Annotated in this window: 24 protein-coding genes and 1 riboswitch; of the genes, 4 read left to right on the top strand and 20 right to left on the bottom strand. The window is 64.1% G+C overall.

Translation table 11 applies throughout. The annotated features are described in order from the left end of the window. Positions 1-170 precede the first annotated feature (170 nt). A riboswitch (glycine riboswitch) is annotated at positions 171-268 on the bottom strand. A gap of 105 nt (positions 269-373) precedes the next feature. Continuing rightward, positions 374-913 (bottom strand): TetR/AcrR family transcriptional regulator, encoded by a 540-nt coding sequence (locus tag LFT43_RS03855; RefSeq protein ID WP_395801234.1) that lies wholly within the window; start codon positions 911-913, stop codon positions 374-376. Between the two features lie 82 nt (positions 914-995). On the opposite strand from LFT43_RS03855, the gene LFT43_RS03850 reads away from it, so the two are divergent. Continuing rightward, positions 996-2,537 (top strand): MFS transporter, encoded by a 1,542-nt coding sequence (locus tag LFT43_RS03850; protein WP_395801233.1) that lies wholly within the window; start codon positions 996-998, stop codon positions 2,535-2,537. A gap of 60 nt (positions 2,538-2,597) precedes the next feature. Then, entirely contained in the window at positions 2,598-3,041 is a 444-nt protein-coding gene (locus LFT43_RS03845) for a DUF1003 domain-containing protein (protein WP_395801232.1), read from the top strand. A 17-nt stretch (positions 3,042-3,058) separates the two neighbouring features. On the opposite strand, the gene LFT43_RS03840 is transcribed toward LFT43_RS03845, so the two are convergent. Continuing rightward, positions 3,059-3,877, bottom strand: a complete 819-nt coding sequence (locus LFT43_RS03840) for a sigma-70 family RNA polymerase sigma factor (protein ID WP_395802876.1) — start codon at positions 3,875-3,877, stop codon at positions 3,059-3,061. Positions 3,878-4,067: 190 nt separating this feature from the next. Here LFT43_RS03840 and LFT43_RS03835 point away from each other — a divergent pair, with 190 nt between their 5' ends. Continuing rightward, a complete protein-coding gene (locus LFT43_RS03835; RefSeq protein ID WP_395801231.1) occupies positions 4,068-4,649 on the top strand; it encodes a flagellar protein FlgN in 582 nt (193 codons plus the stop codon). 238 nt (positions 4,650-4,887) lie between these two features. Here LFT43_RS03835 and csrA read toward each other — a convergent pair whose 3' ends face one another. From csrA to LFT43_RS03785, 10 genes are read right to left on the bottom strand one after another with little or no spacing between them, the layout of a single operon-like run. Continuing rightward, positions 4,888-5,136: a carbon storage regulator CsrA gene (gene csrA, locus LFT43_RS03830; RefSeq protein WP_395801230.1), complete on the bottom strand. Its 249-nt coding sequence runs from the start codon at positions 5,134-5,136 to the stop codon at positions 4,888-4,890. 4 nt (positions 5,137-5,140) lie between these two features. Then, positions 5,141-6,166, bottom strand: a complete 1,026-nt coding sequence (locus LFT43_RS03825) for a hypothetical protein (RefSeq protein WP_395801229.1) — start codon at positions 6,164-6,166, stop codon at positions 5,141-5,143. Beyond that, complete coding sequence (locus tag LFT43_RS03820; protein ID WP_395801228.1) at positions 6,144-8,192, bottom strand: flagellar biosynthesis protein FlhA; 2,049 nt, start codon at positions 8,190-8,192, stop codon at positions 6,144-6,146. Before LFT43_RS03820 ends, LFT43_RS03825 begins: the two co-directional genes overlap by 23 nt. 55 nt (positions 8,193-8,247) lie before the next feature. Further along, positions 8,248-9,351, bottom strand: a complete 1,104-nt coding sequence (locus LFT43_RS03815; RefSeq protein ID WP_395801227.1) for a flagellar biosynthesis protein FlhB — start codon at positions 9,349-9,351, stop codon at positions 8,248-8,250. Continuing rightward, positions 9,351-10,109 carry a flagellar biosynthetic protein FliR gene (locus tag LFT43_RS03810; protein ID WP_395801226.1) on the bottom strand — a complete coding sequence of 253 codons (759 nt, stop codon included), beginning with the start codon at positions 10,107-10,109 and terminating at the stop codon, positions 9,351-9,353. The genes LFT43_RS03815 and LFT43_RS03810 overlap by 1 nt, the downstream gene beginning before the upstream one ends. 1 nt (position 10,110) lies before the next feature. Next, on the bottom strand, positions 10,111-10,386 hold the full coding sequence (fliQ, locus tag LFT43_RS03805) for a flagellar biosynthesis protein FliQ (protein WP_184737924.1): 276 nt from the start codon (positions 10,384-10,386) through the stop codon (positions 10,111-10,113). Further along, the gene (gene fliP, locus LFT43_RS03800; RefSeq protein WP_395801225.1) at positions 10,386-11,204 is read right to left on the bottom strand and encodes a flagellar type III secretion system pore protein FliP; all 819 of its coding nucleotides are present in this window, start codon (positions 11,202-11,204) and stop codon (positions 10,386-10,388) included. The genes fliQ and fliP overlap by 1 nt, the downstream gene beginning before the upstream one ends. A 32-nt stretch (positions 11,205-11,236) precedes the next feature. Then, positions 11,237-11,794, bottom strand: coding sequence for a flagellar biosynthetic protein FliO (gene fliO / locus LFT43_RS03795; protein ID WP_395801224.1), 558 nt, complete (start codon positions 11,792-11,794; stop codon positions 11,237-11,239). Beyond that, positions 11,795-12,541, bottom strand: a complete 747-nt coding sequence (gene fliN / locus LFT43_RS03790) for a flagellar motor switch protein FliN (RefSeq protein WP_395801223.1) — start codon at positions 12,539-12,541, stop codon at positions 11,795-11,797. Further along, entirely contained in the window at positions 12,538-13,434 is an 897-nt protein-coding gene (locus tag LFT43_RS03785) for a flagellar motor switch protein FliM (RefSeq protein WP_395801222.1), read from the bottom strand. The genes fliN and LFT43_RS03785 overlap by 4 nt, the downstream gene beginning before the upstream one ends. A gap of 152 nt (positions 13,435-13,586) precedes the next feature. Here LFT43_RS03785 and LFT43_RS03780 point away from each other — a divergent pair, with 152 nt between their 5' ends. Further along, the gene (locus LFT43_RS03780; RefSeq protein ID WP_395801221.1) at positions 13,587-13,976 is read left to right on the top strand and encodes a hypothetical protein; all 390 of its coding nucleotides are present in this window, start codon (positions 13,587-13,589) and stop codon (positions 13,974-13,976) included. On the opposite strand, the gene LFT43_RS03775 is transcribed toward LFT43_RS03780, so the two are convergent. The 8 genes from LFT43_RS03775 to LFT43_RS03740 form a co-directional block, all read right to left on the bottom strand. Continuing rightward, on the bottom strand, positions 13,971-14,684 hold the full coding sequence (locus LFT43_RS03775; protein WP_395801220.1) for a GAF and ANTAR domain-containing protein: 714 nt from the start codon (positions 14,682-14,684) through the stop codon (positions 13,971-13,973). The genes LFT43_RS03780 and LFT43_RS03775 overlap by 6 nt on opposite strands. Before the next feature lie 9 nt (positions 14,685-14,693). Continuing rightward, positions 14,694-15,191, bottom strand: a complete 498-nt coding sequence (locus tag LFT43_RS03770; RefSeq protein WP_395801219.1) for an ANTAR domain-containing protein — start codon at positions 15,189-15,191, stop codon at positions 14,694-14,696. A 395-nt stretch (positions 15,192-15,586) separates the two neighbouring features. Next, complete coding sequence (locus LFT43_RS03765) at positions 15,587-15,997, bottom strand: VOC family protein (protein ID WP_395801218.1); 411 nt, start codon at positions 15,995-15,997, stop codon at positions 15,587-15,589. Between the two features lie 10 nt (positions 15,998-16,007). Continuing rightward, positions 16,008-16,481, bottom strand: a complete 474-nt coding sequence (locus LFT43_RS03760; RefSeq protein WP_395801217.1) for a helix-turn-helix transcriptional regulator — start codon at positions 16,479-16,481, stop codon at positions 16,008-16,010. A gap of 69 nt (positions 16,482-16,550) precedes the next feature. Continuing rightward, complete coding sequence (locus LFT43_RS03755) at positions 16,551-17,345, bottom strand: flagellar motor protein MotB (RefSeq protein WP_395801216.1); 795 nt, start codon at positions 17,343-17,345, stop codon at positions 16,551-16,553. Further along, on the bottom strand, positions 17,342-18,169 hold the full coding sequence (locus LFT43_RS03750) for a motility protein A (protein ID WP_395801215.1): 828 nt from the start codon (positions 18,167-18,169) through the stop codon (positions 17,342-17,344). The genes LFT43_RS03755 and LFT43_RS03750 overlap by 4 nt, the downstream gene beginning before the upstream one ends. A 3-nt stretch (positions 18,170-18,172) precedes the next feature. Further along, a complete protein-coding gene (locus tag LFT43_RS03745) occupies positions 18,173-18,427 on the bottom strand; it encodes a flagellar FlbD family protein (protein WP_265980448.1) in 255 nt (84 codons plus the stop codon). A gap of 180 nt (positions 18,428-18,607) precedes the next feature. After that, positions 18,608-19,357, bottom strand: a complete 750-nt coding sequence (locus LFT43_RS03740) for an ABC transporter permease (RefSeq protein WP_395801214.1) — start codon at positions 19,355-19,357, stop codon at positions 18,608-18,610. Positions 19,358-19,410 lie beyond the last annotated feature (53 nt).

The following is a 19,410-nucleotide window of genomic DNA, read 5'->3' as shown; positions in this document are numbered from 1 at the left end:
TAAGGCGGCGTGGGTACGCCACAGCTAATCGGGTTCCTCCCCGCTCTGTATTGGACCTGAGAGTTTCCGCGATCCGTGCTTATGGCACTGTTTCGCTTGCACCGTCGGTGAGCACAGCGTGTTCCGGTGTCTAGGACACCAGAGGGCAGCGTGCTGCTTTCCAGAGTTGCCTTGCCGCGGCGGTGCGTGGGCCTGAGAGATTCCTGGGGAGGATTTGCTCCTACGGCGCCTGCATCACTTGCCTGCAGGACTCTCCCGCCGCAGATCAAAGGCGTATTCAGTTGTGTGAATCGGATCGTGGTTGCCGGTGACGGCTGCCACAACTGTCAATTGTCCTATGGACTGCTCCCGTCCGCAAATGTTCCGCGCGCGCTCAGTCACGGAGGCGTTCGACGGCGGCCAGCAGCGCACCGACGTCGGCGTTCCTCTCGCTCGCATTGGCTCCCGGACCGCCTTCAAGCATTGCGTTGAAGTAGAGCCCATCGCCCATATACCGGACCGCCTTGGCCATCTCCGGACCCACTTCCTCGGCGAGCACATCCAGCCATTGTTGCTGGATGCCGGCGAAGCGCCTCCGGGTTTCCTCGTGAGCCACCTCCGCGAGCCGCGTAGCGGCCACGAACACCCTGTCCATGGGGGTATCGGCCCAAAGCGAGGACTTGATGAAGAATGCGGAGGCGCCCTCGGGAGCCGCCTTCATCGCCTCGATGTCCATTGCGGCGAGCGTGTCCATGCGTTCCAGCAGCGCGCCGATCATTGCTTCCTTGTTGGGGAAATGGTAGAGCAGGCCGCCCTTGGAGACTCCTGCGCGTTTGGCGACGGCGTCGAGCGTGGCAGCCCGCTCCCCCACCTCGATCAGCAGGGCTTCAAAGGCATCCAGGACAGCGTCCCGGGCAATAGGTTTTCGCGGCATGGTGTCCATCATCCCCTAGTTGGATATGTCAGTCTCGATACGCAGATTGTAACTATACCGTCCAGACGGTACAGTTACGTTCATGTTCAGCCCGTCCACAACCCAGTACCCCCGCACCCCGTCCACCCAATCCGCCCCGTGGCGCGATTGGACTGCCCTGGCGCTCTTGATGTTCCCTGTGCTGCTGGTGGCTGTGGACAATACCGCGCTGACATTTGCCCTGCCGGAAATCGCCCGGACGCTGGAGGTCGGGGGCGTGCAGCTGCTCTGGATTGTGGATGCCTATGCGCTGGTGCTGGCGGCATTGCTGGTATCCATGGGCAACCTGGGAGACAGGATCGGCCGCCGCCGCTTGCTCCTGATCGGCAGCACGGGCTTCGCCGCCGTTTCCGCGGCCACCGCGTTCGCCCCGTCGGCCGAATGGCTCATTGCGGGACGCGCCGGCCTGGGCATCTTCGGAGCCATGCTCATGCCGTCCACACTCTCCTTGATCCGCAACATCTTCCCGGACCCGAACCGCCGCCGGCTTGCCATTGCGGTGTGGGCCGCGGGATTCTCCGGCGGCGCCGCGCTCGGTCCGATCTTCGGTGGCTGGCTCGTGGAACACTTCTGGTGGGGAGCCGTGTTCCTGGTGGCCGTGCCGCTGTTGCTGCCCCTGCTTGCCTTCGGCCCGTTCCTGATTCCCGAGTCCAAGGATCGCAATCCGGGCAAGCCTGACGTTCCTAGTATCGCGCTGTCCGTCCTGGCCATGGCACCGGTGGTTTACGGCATCAAGGAGGTCGCTGTGCACGGCTTCGGCCCGGCCCCCGCAGCCTTCATGGCGTTCGGCCTGGCCATGGGAGTCACCTTTGTCCGCAGGCAGCGCTCCTTGGCGTCGCCCATGCTGGACGTGCGGCTTTTTGGGAACAAGGTGTTCAGCATAGCCATCATCGCCAACGTCCTGTCCCTGTTTTCCATGACGGGCTTCATCTACTTCTTCGCGCAGCACTTGCAGCTTGTGGAGGGCCAGTCCCCCATGGAGGCAGGAATCGCCATGGTTCCGGCACTGCTGGCCACCATCGTGGCGGGCATGGTGGTGGTTCCCCTGGTCAAGCGGATCCGCCCGGGACTGGTGGTGGCATCCGGCCTGGCGTTGAGCGCCGTGGGTTATCTCGTGGCCGCCTTTGGCAACCATGGCCAGGGCCCGGGGTACCTTTTGACGGCACTCTTGCTGCTGGCCATCGGGGTTGGATCGGCGGAGACCATCTCCAACGACCTCATCCTGGGCGCCGTTCCTGCCGACAAGGCCGGCGCGGCCTCGGCGATCTCCGAGACAGGCTACGAACTCGGCTCACTGCTGGGCACGGCAGTCCTTGGCTCGATCCTGACGGCGTCCTACCAGCATCATTTGCTTCTTCCCGCTGAACTGTCCGGCCATGCTGCCGAGCGCTCGAGGGAGACGCTCGCCGGAGCGGTGGACATCGCCGCGACACTGCCCCAGCCGCTGGCCGGAGCCCTGACCGCCGCGGCGCGCACCGCCTTCGAATCGGGCGTCCACATCACCGCGGCGATCGGGCTGGTACTGATGACGGGAGCGGCAGTCCTTGCCGCCGTCGCACTCCGCCGCGTGCCGACCGCGAAGTAGGCCGTCAGGTGAAGCAGGCTGCTGGCAGGGTCCGCCCGGACCCACAGCTAGGCTGGGCCCATGAGCACAGCTGAGCAAAGGTCCACCTGGCACGCCGAACACAAAGCAACATTGAGCTCAGGTCAGCGAGCCGCGGATATCATGCGCAATGGGATGGGGAGCTGGCCGTTCGTGGGCGGCTTCATCTTCTTCATGCTTGTGTGGGCGGCTATCAACACGTGGGTCCTGCCCGGCAACGGTTGGGACCCCTACCCCTTCATCCTGCTGAACCTGTTCCTGTCCATGCTGGCCGGGCTTCAGGGAGCGATCCTCTTGATCGCCGCCAAACGCCAGGATGCGATTGCGGCCGCTATGGCCCAACACGACTACGACACAGACCTCGCAGCGCGGGCTGACATTGGCTTGCTGTTGAAGATCAACAAACAACAGCTGGAAATCCTGCATGAGCTTCGCAGGATCAGTCCTGATTCGGACGCCGTTGCCGTCCCGCCAACGGCGCGCTGAGGTTAGCCCGCCGCAAACTAGACGGCGCGGTTCAACGCAGCATCATGCGAATTGAAACCACGCGTAATTCCGCCCAGGGTCGCGGTGGCGAGTGTCGAGAGGTAGTCGTGCCGGCGTCGGGCAGTAATCCGCGACTGCGGCTCGAAGACTTGCTCGGGATCGTCAGCGTAGTGCGCAGAGAGTCCATCACGCATAAGCCGGATACCTTCAGCGCGCTGTTGGGACACCGCAGCGTGAGTGGAGCCAAGCTCTTCGGCGAGCTCCTTGACGGTCCTCCCGGCGAAGTAGATCTCCTCGACGACGTAGCGCATCTTTTCCGGGAGGGCCTCGACGGCGGCGCGGAGGTACTTGAGGCGTTCATCGGCCAGGACCGAGTGTTCCGGGGAGACAGTGTCCGCGGCGACGGTGTCCACCACGACGTCGTCCAGCGGCGACAGCGTCCGGGCGGCATCCGCGAGGGCGGCCTCCACCACGCTGCGTTCGACGCCGAGGGCTGACGCTGTTTCCGCCACAGTAGGCGTACGGCCAAGGACGCCCGACAGGGTTTCTTGGACCGACATGGTTTCTTTGATGCGTTTGCGCGCCGAGCGGGTAGCCCAGTCGCTAGCCCGCATCTCGTCCGCAAACGCTCCGACGATCCGGCGGCGCGCAAAGGCGCCGAATGGGACTCCGAGGTTCGGATCGAAGGAATCGGCAGACGTTATCAACGCCACGGATCCTACCGACGCGAAATCGTCGCGCGACAAATGAGAAGCTCTCGCGCAGAGCTCCGACACCAAGTAGCCAACGAGTGGTAAGTGCTGAACCACCAACTCGTTGCGTTCTTCGCGATTCAAAGTTAGTCCCCCCATGAGACCGGATTATTGAGTTGCAAAAGCCTGATTTCAGGGTTCCCCGGGCGAGCTGCTGAGACGATGCGGCGGGCCAAAGATTACCTGGAACAGACACGTATTCAGTGAACATACCATCTGGAAAATAACAATGCGTGTACGCTCATGAAAAAGATGCAAAACGGGCCTCGGAAGCATGTTCGCAGGCCAAACCAGGGAATGGGGAACCGTGGGGGCGGATGAACTGTCAGCGACGCTGTGGCGCGAGCGGAGGCAGCTGGAACTGCTGTTGTTCCGGCTCGAAACACAGCTGCTGCACGTGCGGGCAGGGAATTGGCATTGGCTGAAATTCACTGCCCCTGACGTGGAAAAGGTTCTGGAAAACCTTCGGTTCGACACCCTCGCCCGGAACATCGAGTCTTCAGCCGTCGCAATCGAATGGCGTGTGCCGGCGAACGCAACCCTGCCCGTGATCGCCTCCGCGGCGCCGCCCGGAATCTGGCCGGAACTACTTCAGGGACACCACCACGGCATGGTGCTGCTGCTTAAGCAAGTCGAGTCTGCCGTCGCCGCCAACATCTCGGCACTCCTGATGGGGCCAAGCGGAGCCGGGGACGTTTTGGCCCCGGATGGATCGGCAGCGGAGGCCTCGGCCGACACAGCCAACGCCGCGGATGATGTGGTGCTGCTGGCGGAAAACGCCAATATCGAACGGGCCCTGGCCGTGACGAGGGATTGTTCGCTGCCGCTCCTCGAAGAGTTCCTCGGCTTGGCTTAGCGCTTCATACTTGGCCGCCCCTAGGACGCTCGCTCACCTTTGATACCTTTTCGTCCGACGCTCCTGCAGATAAAGCGGAACGTGAGCCGATGCTCCTGCACCTTTGGGGGTTGAACGGCGAATCCTTCTGCGGAAGGTGTGCAGGAGGATCGGTGGTTTTTGCCTCAAAGGTGAGCGAGCGTCGGGACTAGCTTGCGGGCCGCCGTCGAGCCTCCACGCGCCTTCCGGGCCCCCTGTACTAATCTGGGTTTCGTCGTGATCCAGGCGGTCGCAGCCCGGCAAGGAGTTCCTCGGCCTCGGGGCCGGCCTTCGCTGCCGCGAGATTGGCAGCGGCGATCGCTTCAACCACTTCGCGACGCTGGATGGACACCCCGCGGGGCGCCTCGATCCCGATCCGCACGCCGTCGCCACGGCCCTCCATGACGGTGATGACAATGTCATCACCAATCATGATCTGTTCGCCCGGCTTGCGTGTCAGTACCAGCATGCTCTCAATCTACCTTTCCAAACACCGCGACGCGGGCGGGCTTGCCGTCCACCCAGCCGATGGGAAGGCCGAGTTCATTGACCGTCTCCGGACTCGCGGTCTCCGCCGCACCGAAAACGGCCAGCGCATCGAGCGAAGACCGCTCGGCGGCCAAGGCTGCGGAAAGTGCCCGCACCCAGCCCTGCGTGTCTTCCGCCTTCCGTCTGGCATCGGCGACCAACCACAGCTGGTCTGCGGCGAGGCCGGCGATGTGCGCCGCATGCGTCACGGCTTCGCTTGGCCGGCCGAGTCCATACGCTACGAGCACGGTTTGGCCAGTGAGCACCGCTTGGGCGCGGGCCGCCGTCGCCCCCTGACGCCCCTCCACGTGGAGGTGCCCGAACGCCGTCAACTCCCCCGCCGTCCGGACGTCGGAGCCGCCCTCCGCGATCGACATCTCCAACGCGGGGCCCAAGGCGTCGTCGCCGAGGCCCAGCAGGATGATGAGGTTGCCGCTGCCGGCTAATGGCACTGGCACTGGCACTGGGACAGCGTGCCCGACGGCGCCGGCCGGCAATGCGGTCAGCATCCCTTGGGGACGCGGTTCAGTTGCCGCTGACTGGAGCTCCTTGCCTAGCTGATCCAAGAGCCCAGCGAAGTCCGGCGAGTCGGTCGAAACTGCTGCCGCTGGCCGGTGGAGGTCCATTTCAGCCGCATCGGCCTGCTCAAGCAGCGCCGCGATCGCGGGCCCTTGCAACGCGTGGTCTGCCCCGGCAAAGTGCCCCGCCCCGCCAAAGTGCGCTGCCCCGCCAAGGTGGGGCCGCGGCGTCGTCCGTTCCTCGCCGTCCCCAGCCACGCCCGGAACGACGGCCGGACTCCCGGCCGGTACCTCGACGGTTGCCTCATAGCGATTAGCGGCGAAGAGCCCGGCGATTCCCGGGTTGGTGACTCTCTCGGCGGAGACGATCCGCGCCCCGGGCCCGTACTGCTGCTCGGCCTTCTCGCGGATGGCCTCCAAGGATGCGCCCTTAAGCTTGTATTGCTTCGGCATGGCGGACCACCCCCACGGTTTCAATTTGGATATTGGCGCTCGTCACTTCACGGTACGACAGCACGGGGACGCCACCGTCGGGAGCCGCCACGAGGCGCCGGACAGCGGGCCGCAACGCCGGGGCGCACACCAAAACGGCTTGTCGTCCGGCATCCGCCGCCGTTTCCACGGAACTCTTCACGGAGGCCAGGACGGCGTCCAGGCGCGCTTGGCTCATGACGATCTGGGTGCCTCCTTCCGCCGGGCGCATGTCTTCGAGCATGGATTGTTCCAGGAGCGGATCGATCATGATCACATTGAGCACCGCGCCGTCCAGGAACTTGGCTGCGAGCGCGGGTCCCAGGGATTGCCGGGCGGCTTCCACCAGCGCCTCGGGTTCGGTGGAAACCTTGGCGCGCAGGGCGAGTGCCTCGTAAATCCGCGGAAGGTCGTTGATGGGAACCTGTTCTTCGAGGAGGCCTTGCAGCACCCGCTGCACTTCGGCAAGGGACATCAGACCGGGTATGAGTTCCTCGACGGCGGCAGGGCTCTGCTTGCGCACGCCTTCCGTCAGCACGCGGACGTCCTCGCGTGTGAGGAGCCTTGCGGCGTTGGCGGAGACGATCGATGACAAATGCGTCACCAACACGGAAACCCGGTCGATCACGGTTGCGCCGGTCATTTCGGCGCTGTGCCGCATTTCGGTGGGAATCCACTTTCCGGCCAGACCGAAGACCGGTTCCACGGTGGAGATGCCCGGCAGGGCATCAAGGTAGTCGCCGAGGGCGAGCAACTTGCCCGACGGCGCTGTTCCGCGTCCTGCTTCGACGCCGGCAATGCGGATCGCGTAGTTCGCCGGTGGCAGCTCCACGTTGTCGCGCGTGCGGACGGGCGGGATCACGATCCCCAACTCCATGGCGATCTTGTGGCGCAGCGAGCGCACGCGGGCCAGGAGATCGTCCGAGGCGCCGGAGACCATGTCCACAAGGTCCGGAGCCAACAGGATCTCCACGGGGTGGATGCGCATGTCCTGCATGAGCCGCTCGTTGGGGTCTTCTTCTGCGCTCAGGCTGGCTGCTTCCTCGGCGTCCTGCTCCTCGAGCTGCTTCTTTTGCTGCGCTGCCAAGCGCCTGGAAGCGAACAGCAGGAAGGCACCCACCAGCAGGAACGGCAGGATGGGCATGCCGGGGATCAACGCCATGGCCACTGCGGCAAGTCCTGCGATGAGCATCGCGTTGGGCGACTGCATGAGCTGCGAGGACGCCGTGCGGCCCATGTCCTCCTCGGCATTGGACCGGGTGACGATCATGCCCGTGGACACGGCCATGAGGAGTGCCGGGATCTGCGTGACGAGCCCGTCGCCCATGGTCAGAAGTCCATAGGAGTTGAGTGCATCGCCCGCATTCATGCCGCGCTGCAGCACACCGATGGCGATGCCGCCCACGAAGTTGATGATGATAATGATGATGCCTGCGATGGCATCGCCCTTGACGAACTTCGAGGCACCGTCCATGGCACCGTAGAAGTCGGCCTCGGCGGACACCTCGGCCCGGCGCTTGCGGGCCTGCGCATCGGTGATGAGGCCGGCATTGAGGTCCGCGTCAATGGCCATCTGCTTGCCGGGCATGGCGTCGAGGGTGAACCTTGCCCCGACCTCGGCCACGCGTTCGGCGCCCTTGGTGACCACCACGAACTGGATGACCACCAGGATCAGGAACACCACGGCGCCGATGATCATGGAACCGCCCACAGTGACCTTGCCGAAGGCGTCGATCACTTGTCCGGCGAAGCCCTGCCCCAGCACCAGCCGTGTTGAGGCGACGTTGAGTCCCAGCCGGAACAGCGTGGCCACCAACAACAAGGACGGGAACACCGAGAAGTCCAGCGGCTTCTTGACGAACATGCTGGTGAGGAGGATCAGCAGGGCCAGGAGGATGTTGCAGACGATCAGGAAGTCCAGCAACGGAGCCGGAACGGGAACCACCAGCAGCAGCACGATGCCCACGATTCCCACTGGCACGGTGAGCCTGGCGAATCTGTTGTTCATTGCTGTGTCCTGTCCGGGATGAAGTGTCTGCTGGTCTTGGCTTGGATGCTGTGGCTCATGCGGAGGCTCCTGCCGGAGCACCGGCACCGCCCGGCATGCAGTGCATTCCGCGCGCCGCTCCCCTGGCTTTGAGCGACATCACGAACGCCAGGACTCCCGCCACGGCCCGGTACAGCTCCACGGGGATTTCCTGGCCCAGCTCACAGGCCGAGTGCAGCGCCCTTGCCAGCGGGATGTCCTGGACCATCGGAACCGATTTCGCCTCCGCCTCTTCCCTGATGCGGGCAGCGATGACCCCCACTCCCTTGGCCACGACGCGTGGTGCCGCTTTGCCGGCGTCGTACTTCAGCGCAACGGCGACGTGCGTCGGGTTGACGAGAACGACGTCGGCGTCTGCGATGGCGCCAATCATGCGGTTGCGGCTCATGGTCAGTTGGCGCGAGCGGCGCTGCGACTTGATGAGGGGATCGCCGTCGCTGTTCTTGTTTTCGTCCTTGATTTCCTTCTTGGACATGCGCGTCTTCTTGCGGTTGCGGCGCATGACCACGAAGATGTCCACGGCCGCCAGGGTCAGGCCCGCCAGCACGGCGAACTCGATCAGGGACCCGATGCCGCCTGCCGCCGCGGAAAGGACGCCGGACACCGGCAGGCCCCCGGCGGTAAGCAGCACGGGGATGAGGCCCTGCACCACCGCGTACAAGACAAGGCCGACGACGGCGGTCTTCAGCAGCGCTTTGAGGCCGCCCCACAGCGCCTGGCCGCCGAAGATCCGTTTGACGCCACTAACCAGGTTGAAGTGCTCAAACTCTGCCCGGAACTTCTTGAAGTGGATGCCGCCCTGCAGCGCTGATCCCGCCAAGACCACCACCATGACAACCACGAACAAAGGCCCCAACACTTGGGCCAACGAACCGAACCCGGCTTCAAGGGCTGCGACGGCCTTGGCGGGCTCGGGGTGGGCAATGGCGCTGCGGACGCTGAACAACTGGTCCGCCGCGGCGTTGGAGGCCCGCTCGATAGTCGATGGAATCATGGCTGCGGCGGAACCGACGGCGAGCCAGGCGGTGAGGTCCTGCGAACGGGAAAGCTGCCCCTTGGAACGGACTTCCCGCATTCGTTTGTCGGTGGCCTGCTCGGTTTTTTCCTGTGAATCAGACATCAGCCCACCCCCATCAGCGTGTTTGCCGTTTGTTCGGCGAGCATGGCCACGAGCCGTGGCAGGGCCAGGAAGAGGAACCCGGCGAGCGCCAGGGTGATGAAGATCTTGAGCGGGAAACCGAGGGCGAAGGCATTGAGGGCGGGGGCAACGCGGGTGAGGAGGCCAAGTCCGACGTCGGCGAGAACCAGGACAACCAACAGGGGCCCGGCGATTTGCACCGCCGAAAGGAACATTCCGGTGACAGCGGAGACCATGGCTTGCACAGGCTGCGCCAGGTCCACACCTCCGGCCAGCGGCAATGCGGTGAAACTCCCGGTCAGGCCGCCGATCACCAATTGGTAACCGTCAGAGGCAAAGAGGAGCGCGAGCGCGGCCATTTGCATCAATCTGGTGAATTGGGCGCCATTGACCATCATCTGCGGATCGAAGCCCTGGGCCATCTGGAAGCCGCTGAAAAGGTCCAGCAGGCTGCCTGCCGACTGGATAGCCGCGAAGACCAGGGAAACGAGGAAGCCCAGGACCAGTCCCGTCACCAGCTCCAGGACCACGCCCGTGATGAATCCAGCGGTGTCCTTGGGTGTGTAGCCCACCGAGAGCCGCTGGGACACGGCCAGTCCCAGGCCGAGGCCCAGCATGGCCTTGACGCGTGCCGGTATGGCGTGGTGGGAGAAAGGAGGAGCCACCAGGAGAAAAGCGGTCATCCGGATGGAGGCCAGCAGGAAGACCTCCAAGCCGGATTGGGTGATGGGGAGCTCCACTTCACGCTCCCCCGATCAGCCCGGGGATCCGGGCGAAGAGCTCGTTGGTGAAGGAGACCATCTCCGTGATCATCCAGTGCCCGCACACCACCAAGGCCACGGCCACGGCCACGGCCTTGGGCACGAAGGACAGAGTGGCTTCCTGTAGCTGGGTGATGGACTGAAGGAGGGAAATGGCCAGTCCCACTACCAGCGCAGTGACCAGGGCTGGCGCCGCAAGCTTTGCGGCCACGATCATGGCCTGGAGGCAGATGTCCAGGACTGCGTTGGTATCCATCAGCCGCTCGAATAGCTCTGGATCAGGGCGGTGATCACCAGGCCCCAACCGTCCACCAGGATGAACAGCAGGATTTTGAAGGGCAAGGAGATCATCACCGGCGGAAGCATCATCATGCCCATGGACATCAGCGCAGCCGAGACCACCAGGTCGATCACGAGGAACGGGATGAAGATGACGAAGCCGATGATGAACGCGGCCCGGAGCTCGGAAATCATGAACGCCGGGATGAGGGTTTGCAGCGGCACGGATTCCGGGTTGGCAGGATTGGCCAGCTTGGCTGCGCGGGTCATCAGCGCAATGTCCTCTTGCCGGGTGTGGGCCACCATGAAGTGTTGAAGCGGCGCAGACCCGGCAGAGACGGCTCCGTTGAAGTCCAACGTCCCGTTCAGGTAGGGCTGGATTCCGACGTTGTTGATCTCCGAGACCACGGGCCACATGACAAACAGGGACAGGAAAAGCGCCAAGCCGGCCAGGACTTGGTTGGGCGGGATGGATGGCAGGGACAGGGCATTGCGGGTCATGGCCAGCACCACGAAGATCTTGGTGAACGAGGTCATCATCAGCAGCAGGGCCGGGGCGACGGAAAGCAACGTGATCCCGATCAACGTCACCACGGCGGTGGAAGGTTTACCGTCCAGTCCGTTGATGTCGATGTTGAGGTTGCCGCCGGACGGCTGGCCCGGGGCCGTGGGCACCGCGGGCGCGGTGGGTGGCGCCGGGGCGATTGGTGCTGCGTGTCCGGCAGACGCGCCCAACCACAGGAACAGGGCCGTCAGCAGCAGCACGCAGAGCACTGCGAGCAACATTCTGGCCATGCGGCGGCCATCGACAGCCCCAAAATTCGGGATCAATTGCGGCGTCCCCTGATGGCCTCGGCGGCCTGCCGCCAGGTTGAACCGGCAAGAATGGAACCGTGCAGGGGTTGTGGTTCCTTGTTCAGCTCGCTGCGGCGATGGATCTCGCTGCGGCGCCTGGTTCCCCTGTCTACCAACTCCGTGTCCGCAAGCTGCGGGACGCCGGCGTCGCGGAAGATGTCGGCGAAGCTCTCGGGTGCCGGAGAGCGCTCCGGTGCCCGTTCCTGGCCCTCGGCAGGGACCGGAGCCGGCCCCGGAAACCGGGCCTGCGCCGTCGTAATTTCCGGAAGCTCGACCGGGACGTCGCTGGTGTGCAGGACATTGATTGCGTGCTCGGTGACGCCCAAAAGGAATCGCTTGTCCCCGGCGTCGACCACCACTACGGAGGCCTTTTGACCGACGGTCTGCCGGCTGACCACCGTCAGGGTGGTGTTGGCCCGGCGTCGGCCTTTGCCTTTGCCCTTGAGAAGGCGGCGCTGCAGGAACCATATGAGGCCCAGCACCGCACCCAGGGCCACGAGCACACGCAGCCCGAGGATGAGCGAATCCATCTAGTAGATTCCCTCGGCGACGTCGAGGATACGGGTGATGCGCACGGCGTAGTCCTGGTCCACGACAACAACTTCCCCGTGGGCGATCAATCGGCCATTGAGGAGAACATCCGCGGGTGCGCCGGCGGAGCGGTCCAGTTCGATCACTTTGGCCGGTTCCAGGGCGAGGGCATCGCGCACGGACATGCGGGTGCGGCCGATCTCGACGGTGAGGGCCATTTCGACGTTGCTGATCAGGCCGAGACGGGAAGAAACGGCACTGTTCTGGGCGGCACGTGCGGCCGGAATGTCCTGCACTGTTCCGTGTTCGCGGACCCGGACTGCGAACCAGCCGAACGTCTGCCCGCCGTCGCCCGCCAGCGACTGGCGCAGTTCAAAAACGGCAGTTTGGGAGTCGGAGAGCAGCCCGGCCGCGTCTTCCTCGCGCAACTCCCCCAGCACTCCGGCGTCGAACGCCTCAGCTGCGTGTTCCATCGCGGGGCGCAGTACGTCGACGGCGGAGACCGCTCCGCCGGGCAGGGCACCTTGCAGGGCACCGCCTGCCGCGGCGAGGAAGGACCGGTCCACGAGGATGAGCGCGAAGTCCGTAGTCACGGCGCCCACGAAGGTGGCGGTGATGGCGAGTGGTGCGTACGGCGCGGCGGCCTGCGACGGGACAATGCCGGAGACGTGCAGCGCGGCAGGAGTCGGCAGCTGGGCGGCCAGTCGCTCCGCTGCCGACTCGTGCAGGGTCAGGGTGATGCTCATCGCTGGTTCTCCTCGATTGTGACGATGACGGCGGCTGCACGTGAGCCGTTGCGGGCGGGGGCGGCAGTGGCCAGCCGGGTGCCGTTGATGGCGACGTCGAACGGCCGGTTCTCCAGATGCGGCAGCGGAATGACGTCCCCGACGGCGAGGCCAAGGATCTGCGCCGGCGTCACCGGAGTCGGGCTCAACTGGACAGCAAGGTCTACCGGCACCTGGGTTACCTGGGCGCGGACCAATGCCTCGGCGTCGCGGCTGTGGACAGTGGGATTCACGTCGCCGAGTCCGGAGAGGAGGACGTCGGCGGGAATCGCGAGACTAGCAGCGGCGAGGCTTTCGCCCACTTTGACCGTGAATGAGGCCACGATCATCAGCTCCGCCGGAGCCGCTGCCTGGGCGAACTGGGAGTTGTACTGGATGACGTCCATGCGCACCGGGGTAGTCAAAAGGGCGCCAAGGGAATAGCTCAGGTCCTCCAGTCCGTCTTCCACCATGCGGCTGATGAGGGCCTGCTCGATCTGGGTGAACTTTCGATCCGGAACGGCCGTCTCGGCGCTTCCGCCCAACATGCGGGTCACCCAGGAAAGGGCCGCCGTGGCAGGAAACTGCATGACGAGCCGCGATTCGCTGCCCTCAATTCGGCACAGCACCATCGAGGTAACGGAAGGCAGGGAAGCCGCGTACTCGTCATAGCTCTCCATGATGAGCTGCTCCAGGGTCACGGTGGATTTCACGCGGACCTTGGCCGTGAGCTGGGTTCCCCATTGGCGGGCAAAAGTCTCGAAAGCAACTTCCAGGACGCGGCTGTGCTGGCGCGGCAAGGTGGTGGGCCTGCGGAAATCGTAGACGTCCACGGTGCGCTGCCGTCCCGCCAATTGATCTTCCTGTTCACTCACGGTTGCCACTATCGGCAAGGAAAGGGCTGGCGTAAGCGGACTAACTATTGGGAGCCTATCCGCGTGACTGCATGTCGGATAAGCTTGGGGTGTTGCCCCGGACCCTGGCAGCGCCTTTTGTCGGCGCCCGCTTCAGGAGGACATCACAAATCATGCCAGGCGACCCCAACACCCGCACCGCCTCGATAGAAGGGCATCACGCCTCCGTGCCGGCAGCAGTTGCGCCTGCGCCGAGGCAGTACCCCCGCCCCTCTCGCACCAGGCACCCCTCCGCCGCACCGGACTCCGAAATTTGGCGAGACTATCCGTTTGCAGAGATCGAGGAGCTCATCGCGGAGCTGAAAAGGAAGGTGGCGCGCTTTGCGCTGATCCAATTCGCGGATGAGACCTCTCAACCCGGAAACGTGGCTGCCTTTGAATCGATGAATGACGCCCTTGAGGATATCTCGGCGGCGGCGCTGGGCATCGAATTAGCGTCCCACCAAGCCCTGCTGGAACGTCCGGGCCCTGCCGGAACGGTGAACGGCCTTCGCCGCCTATAGAGTGAGGGTACGGTCGATGACGCGCGCCGCCGTGTCATGCAGGCTCTGGTTGTTGGCGCGTGCAAAAGTGCGTAACCGGCGGAACGCCTCTTCCATGTCCACTCCGGCAGTGTGGGCAATGACCCCCTTGGCCTGTTCGATCAGGACTCGGCTATTCAGGGCACGCTGCAGCTGTTCGTTGATCACCGCCGATTCGCGGATGGTGCGTTCCTGCAGGATGCTGATGGTCGCAACGTCTGCCAGCGATTGGCCGATGGCAACGTCCTCCGGCGTGAGGGCGCCGGAATGTTCGCCGAAAAGGCCCATGGCTCCGATGGTTCTGCCTTGAACGCGCATCGGTACCGCGTGGACGGAACGGAATCCCTGTGACAGGGCGGCTGCCTGGAATTCTGGCCATTGGCCGTTCAAGGCGGGTATGTCCTCCACGACCACCAGGGTTCCTGTCCGGTAGCACTCAACACAAGGACCGGAGCCCGCCTGCAGCTGAAGTATTTCAACAAGCTGGCTTCCTTCGCTGGTGGAGGCAAGGACCTGCAGCTCACCGTGAGGATCGGCAAGCAGCAACCCGGCGGCGGCGGCATCGAGCAGATCCACGGATGCGTCGACAAGCGCATGTAGCAAGGCCAGCACGTCGTAGTCAGCCACTAACGTGTTCGTGATCTTTACGAAGGCCGCACTGACGCGCTCGGCACGGCTTATCGTCACCATGTCGCCATATTACTGCAGACCACGACTGCCGTGCGTGTCATTCCCAGGAGCAAAACTCAGGCGTCCCTCCAGTACCGCATCGGCTGTTTCGCGCAATGACAGCGCATGCGCGAACGCGTGGGCGCGCATCAACAAAAGTGCGTCCGCGGCGGAACTCCCTGATTGCGCCAGGACCATTCCCGTGGCCTGGTGGATTTCCCGCCGGGACATCAACGCGGTTTCCACGGCGGGGTCCGTGTCGGGCGAGTTCACCAACAGGACCCGTCGCAACAAATGCCACGCCGTCTGGCCGGCGAGTACCGATGCTGTCGCGTAATCGACGTAGCTCAGGCTCCCAGGTTTCGTATGGTGGAGCTCCACAACCCCCAGATCCAAAGCGCCCAGGGTAAGCGGGAACACAAACAGCGCCGCAGCCTCGGTCTCCAGGATTGCCTTGCTAAAAACCGGCCACGAGTACGGGTGTGAGTATCGGACATCGGGGACCAGAACCGGGAGCTTTGTGTGCAAGGCTTCCCACCTGGGACCTTCCCCCAAATCAAACTGCAGCTCATCAAGCCTGGCCGCCAGCCTATTGCTCGCGCACACAAGGGTCTCTGACGCGGCCCCTCCGAACATGGACACAGCAGCACCGCTCACTGGTAGCTGACTTAGAAACGGTGTGCACAGGTCTGCGTCACCAAAAGCTCCCGCTCCAACGCCGAAGTCAACCATGGAACATACCTTGGCGGTACTCGGAGAGCTCTAGAGCGGCGTGTGCAGCATCCATGGTGAGCCTCAGATCCCCGATTCATCCTGTGCGGCAGGATCCGGTTGCGCGCGGAACCGGAACAGCTGCTCTTCACCGCTAAGAATAGACCCATCATGCCCGGGCATGATGGTCTGGGATGAGTCGAGCTGTCGCCCTACGCCGCCGGTGCCTGCGAAATCCTCACCATGTTGCCGGAAGGATCGCGGAAGGCGCAGTCGCGCGGACCCCATGGCTGGTCGATTGGCTCCTGCATGACCTCCGCGCCGGACGCCCTGACCTTCTCGAAGAGCGTATCGACGTCGTCCGAGCGGAAGACGATTGGCCCCAGGACGCCCTTGGTGAGCAGCTCCTGGAGGGAATCGCCGTCGGCCTTGGACCGGCCCGCGTGCGGTTCGGAAAGCACGATTTCAACACCAGGCTGGGCCGTGCTGCCGAGCGTGACCCAGCGGAATCCGCCCTGTGCGACGTCGTTGAGCACCTCGAGTCCGAGGGCGTCCCGGTAGAAGGTGAGAGCTTCGTCGGGATCGTTGACAGTGATGTGTGAGTACTGCAGTGAAATAGTCATGGCAACGACGCTAGTCCGCGACGACGGCGAGCGCTTCTTGAATCCTGCTCTCTTCTTTCCGGCCAGATTCCTGCCGGGCGGTTTGCTCGTTCCGGCGGGGCCTCGTGCGGATCTTCGCCACACAGGCCGGCATTGCGGCCACTGCGCGGTGCTCGCGGGTGCGGTAGGTGCTGGGAGGCACCCCCACGAGTTCGGTGAACCGCGAACTGAAAGAGCCAAGTGACGTACAACCGACCTCCATGCAGGCGTCGGTGACACTCATTCCGCCACGCAGGAGCGCCATCGCTCGCTCGATCCGGCGGGTCATGAGGTAGTTGTAGGGGGTCTCGCCGTAAGCGGCCCGGAACTGCCGAGAGAAATGCGCGGGTGACATGTAGACGTGACTGGCCATAGTCGGCACGTCGAGGGGCTTTGCGTACTCGCGGTCGATCAGGTCACGGGCCCGGCGCAAGTATGTGAGCCTGGCAAGATCCTCCGGGGTCATGCCACGAGCGTACCTCGGCACGCTGGTCATTTCCACGGAGCCCGGCGTCGTCCCGCCACAGGCGCGCGCCTACTGGCCCGCTCTCGCTTTGAGTGCCTCGGGAATCAGGGCGCGGACCACTTCGGGTTTGTCTGAGAGTACGACGACGTCGACGCGGCGGTTGAGCTCCATCAGCGCCTCGGTGGAGTCGTCGTTGACCTGCCGGGCCGAGCCGAACGCGACCGCCCCAATGTGGCCTGCTGGAACGCCTCCATGGTCCACGAGGTACCTGAGGACATTGACGGAACGCGCGGAGGAAAGCTCCCACGTGGAGGGGTAGGAGGTGATTCCGTTGGCTGCGTGGCCTTCCACCATGACTTCAAGGCCGGCGCTGACCATTGCGGGGGCAACAGTGCCAAGGACCTGGCTGGCTCGGGCAGTGAGCTCCGGTCGGTCGGGTTCGAAGAAGGTCTGTGATCCCACGAGTTTCACGGTGAGTCCACGTTCGCCGATCTGGAACTGCACATTGGCCCCCAGCCCCGCGGCGTCGAGCTTTGACTTCATGTCGTCGCGCAAAGCGGTGAGCCGGTCCACTTCCTTGAGAGCCAGGTCCAGAGACGAGAATCCTTGGGCGTCAGCGTGGGTGAACTCGGGGGGAACAACGGTGCCGGTGGCCGTGTCCACCTTCTGGCTGGCCACGGTGCCGAAACCTGTGGCCAGCGAATTGCGGAGCTTATCGAATTTGGTCTGGTCCACCGTGGACATGGCGAACAGGACGATAAACATGCACATCAGCACGGTGACCATGTCCATGTAGGAAGCCATCCAGCGTTCGTCGACGTGCTCCTCCGCCGGAGGCGAGCCGCGGCGGCGCCGGGACCTCATGCGGCCTTGGACGAAGCGAATTTGCCGGGGCGGCCTTCGTCGTCGTTGCTCTTCTTTGCTGACTTCTCCCTGCCGATCCTGTCGGCGGGGACCATGGCCCGGAGCCGCTCGGCGAGCAGTAGCGGTTGGGTTCCGTTCTGCACTGACAGCATGCCCTCCATCAGGAGCGTCATCCGTTCGATTTCGAGCTCGGACAGGCGCTTGAGCCGTGAGCTGAAGGGCAGCCAGATGAAGTTCGCGGACAACAAACCCCACAAGGTAGCCACAAATGCCGAGGCGATCATGGGTCCCAGATGGTCAGGCGAGGAAAGGTTCTCCAAGACGTGGGTCAGCGACACCACCGTGCCAATGATGCCGATGGTGGGTGCGTATCCACCCAGGCTGGCGAAGAATTTGGCAGAGACGTGGTCGCTGCGCATCTTGGTGTCGATCTCGTCTTCCATGAGGATGCGCAACTCTTCGGCGTCGGTGCCGTCGGCGATGTTCTGGAGAGCCCTGGCCAGGAACGGATCCTTCTCCTGGGCAGCTGCTTCTTCAAGGGAGAGCAGTCCTTCGCTGCGGGCCTTCTCGGCAAAGCCGATCAGCTGGTCGATGCTGTCCTGCGGCTTGTCGGTCTTGCCCTTGAAAGCCTTGGGCAAGTCCTTGAACGCCCGGATGGTGTCGCGGAAGGTGTTCCCGGCCAGGCCTACGGCCAACGTGGCACCGAAAACCAGGACCATGGGTGCGGGAAGCAGAAGCGCCATGAGGTTGGCGTCTTCGAGGGTCACCATGGCGACCACGGAGCCGAAGGCCAGGAACAGGCCGATGATAGTTGAGGGATCCATGGGCTACCTTCCGTCCGGGTCCGGTGTCCGCACGAGGCTCAAGGGATAGCCCGTCACGGTGGGGAGATCTTGTGCCCGCCGAAGGATGTAGGAGCGGTAATTCGCAATCAGCTCCACTACCTCGGCGAGGCTCTCCTGCACTACGTAAGCAGCGCCGTCGAGGGTCACCAGGTGGGTGTCCGGGCTTTCGTGGATCCGTTCAATGATGTCCGGATTCACGGCAAAGCGGGTGCCGTTCAGGCGGGTGACAACGATCATGGGCCGTTTCTGCTTTAGGTAGGAAGGCGCTGTAGGGAGGGCGGTTCAGTTCCTACTGTCGGCCGGAGGCCCGCCCGCGTTAGCTTGCCGCCGAACTGCGTCGCTCCAGTCGTCAACCGGCGTCCGCGATAGTCGCCGTAGGGAGCGCCTACAACCGGCTGCCCGCCCGCTAGCCCGGTGTCAGCGGAGCGTAGCCGGACGCACGCGCACCGGCGCGAGAATTCCGATGATCATGACGGCCGTCATGGAACCGGCCGCCATGATTGCAGCGAGCACCACAATCTGGAAGCGCCCCGCTTCAAGCGGAGCGATCCCGCCAAAGATCGCCCCGACGAACGCGCCGGGCAAGGTGACGAGCCCAGTGGTCTTCGTCTGATCGGTGGAAGGAATCAAGGCCGAGTAGACCGTGCGCCGGGCAAGATCCAGGGTTGCCTGCCTCGGAGTGGCGCCGAGTGCCAACCAACCCTCCACCTCCTCCCAATGCTCGTAGACCGATTCCTTGAAGTGCCGGCCGGCCAGGACTGCGATAGTCATTCCATTGCCAATGACGATCCCGCCGATCGCGAGCGCGTAGCGGGGGGTGAACGCGATGGCACCCGTGGCGAAAATGACGGCGAGGGTTATTGCAATTCCTCCGGCCATCGAGCCACTGACCAAGCCCAAATGGGGCAGGCTCCAGCCAATGCGTCGCGTGGCACTCGCCGCGGCCACCGCGAACATCACGAGTAGCGCGACGGCGACCCACAGTGGGCTGGTGATCACGCCACCCAGAACGAAACTTATCGCGGCGAGTTGGACGGCTCCGCGGAGGATGGCGAGTGCGGGTGCGAAGGGATGCGGAGCTCGGAATGCCAAGAGGAGTGCCAATGTGACTGCCATCAGGACGCCGACGCCGAGGAATGTCGGCATGAGTTCGGAGAGTCCGGGCATGGTGCCAGCTTATCGACCGCCGCAAGACCGTTAACCTCCGCCAGAGATTGTAA

It is taken from the genome of Arthrobacter sp. FW306-04-A (genome assembly GCF_044358315.1).
Classification (GTDB): Bacteria; Actinomycetota; Actinomycetes; order Actinomycetales; family Micrococcaceae; genus Arthrobacter.
Note: the sequence above shows the minus strand (reverse complement) of the source record. Positions and strands in the feature narration are given on the sequence as shown.

Excerpts from the sequence above, each read along its gene's own strand:
- LFT43_RS03740 (WP_395801214.1), bottom strand. The coding sequence starts at position 19,357 with ATGCCCGGACTCTCCGAACTCATGCCGACATTCCTCGGCGTCGGCGTC.
- LFT43_RS03815 (WP_395801227.1), bottom strand. The coding sequence starts at position 9,351 with ATGTCTGATTCACAGGAAAAAACCGAGCAGGCCACCGACAAACGAATG.
- csrA (WP_395801230.1), bottom strand. The coding sequence starts at position 5,136 with ATGCTGGTACTGACACGCAAGCCGGGCGAACAGATCATGATTGGTGAT.
- LFT43_RS03845 (WP_395801232.1), top strand. The coding sequence starts at position 2,598 with ATGAGCACAGCTGAGCAAAGGTCCACCTGGCACGCCGAACACAAAGCA.
- LFT43_RS03745 (WP_265980448.1), bottom strand. The coding sequence starts at position 18,427 with ATGATCGTTGTCACCCGCCTGAACGGCACCCGCTTTGCCGTGAATCCG.
- fliN (WP_395801223.1), bottom strand. The coding sequence starts at position 12,541 with ATGAGCATCACCCTGACCCTGCACGAGTCGGCAGCGGAGCGACTGGCC.
- LFT43_RS03835 (WP_395801231.1), top strand. The coding sequence starts at position 4,068 with ATGTTCGCAGGCCAAACCAGGGAATGGGGAACCGTGGGGGCGGATGAA.
- LFT43_RS03855 (WP_395801234.1), bottom strand. The coding sequence starts at position 913 with ATGCCGCGAAAACCTATTGCCCGGGACGCTGTCCTGGATGCCTTTGAA.
- LFT43_RS03765 (WP_395801218.1), bottom strand. The coding sequence starts at position 15,997 with ATGACTATTTCACTGCAGTACTCACACATCACTGTCAACGATCCCGAC.
- LFT43_RS03780 (WP_395801221.1), top strand. The coding sequence starts at position 13,587 with ATGCCAGGCGACCCCAACACCCGCACCGCCTCGATAGAAGGGCATCAC.
- fliP (WP_395801225.1), bottom strand. The coding sequence starts at position 11,204 with ATGGCCAGAATGTTGCTCGCAGTGCTCTGCGTGCTGCTGCTGACGGCC.
- fliO (WP_395801224.1), bottom strand. The coding sequence starts at position 11,794 with ATGGATTCGCTCATCCTCGGGCTGCGTGTGCTCGTGGCCCTGGGTGCG.
- LFT43_RS03750 (WP_395801215.1), bottom strand. The coding sequence starts at position 18,169 with ATGGATCCCTCAACTATCATCGGCCTGTTCCTGGCCTTCGGCTCCGTG.
- LFT43_RS03820 (WP_395801228.1), bottom strand. The coding sequence starts at position 8,192 with ATGAACAACAGATTCGCCAGGCTCACCGTGCCAGTGGGAATCGTGGGC.
- LFT43_RS03760 (WP_395801217.1), bottom strand. The coding sequence starts at position 16,481 with ATGACCCCGGAGGATCTTGCCAGGCTCACATACTTGCGCCGGGCCCGT.
- LFT43_RS03850 (WP_395801233.1), top strand. The coding sequence starts at position 996 with ATGTTCAGCCCGTCCACAACCCAGTACCCCCGCACCCCGTCCACCCAA.
- fliQ (WP_184737924.1), bottom strand. The coding sequence starts at position 10,386 with ATGGATACCAACGCAGTCCTGGACATCTGCCTCCAGGCCATGATCGTG.
- LFT43_RS03775 (WP_395801220.1), bottom strand. The coding sequence starts at position 14,684 with ATGGTGACGATAAGCCGTGCCGAGCGCGTCAGTGCGGCCTTCGTAAAG.
- LFT43_RS03825 (WP_395801229.1), bottom strand. The coding sequence starts at position 6,166 with ATGCCGAAGCAATACAAGCTTAAGGGCGCATCCTTGGAGGCCATCCGC.
- LFT43_RS03755 (WP_395801216.1), bottom strand. The coding sequence starts at position 17,345 with ATGAGGTCCCGGCGCCGCCGCGGCTCGCCTCCGGCGGAGGAGCACGTC.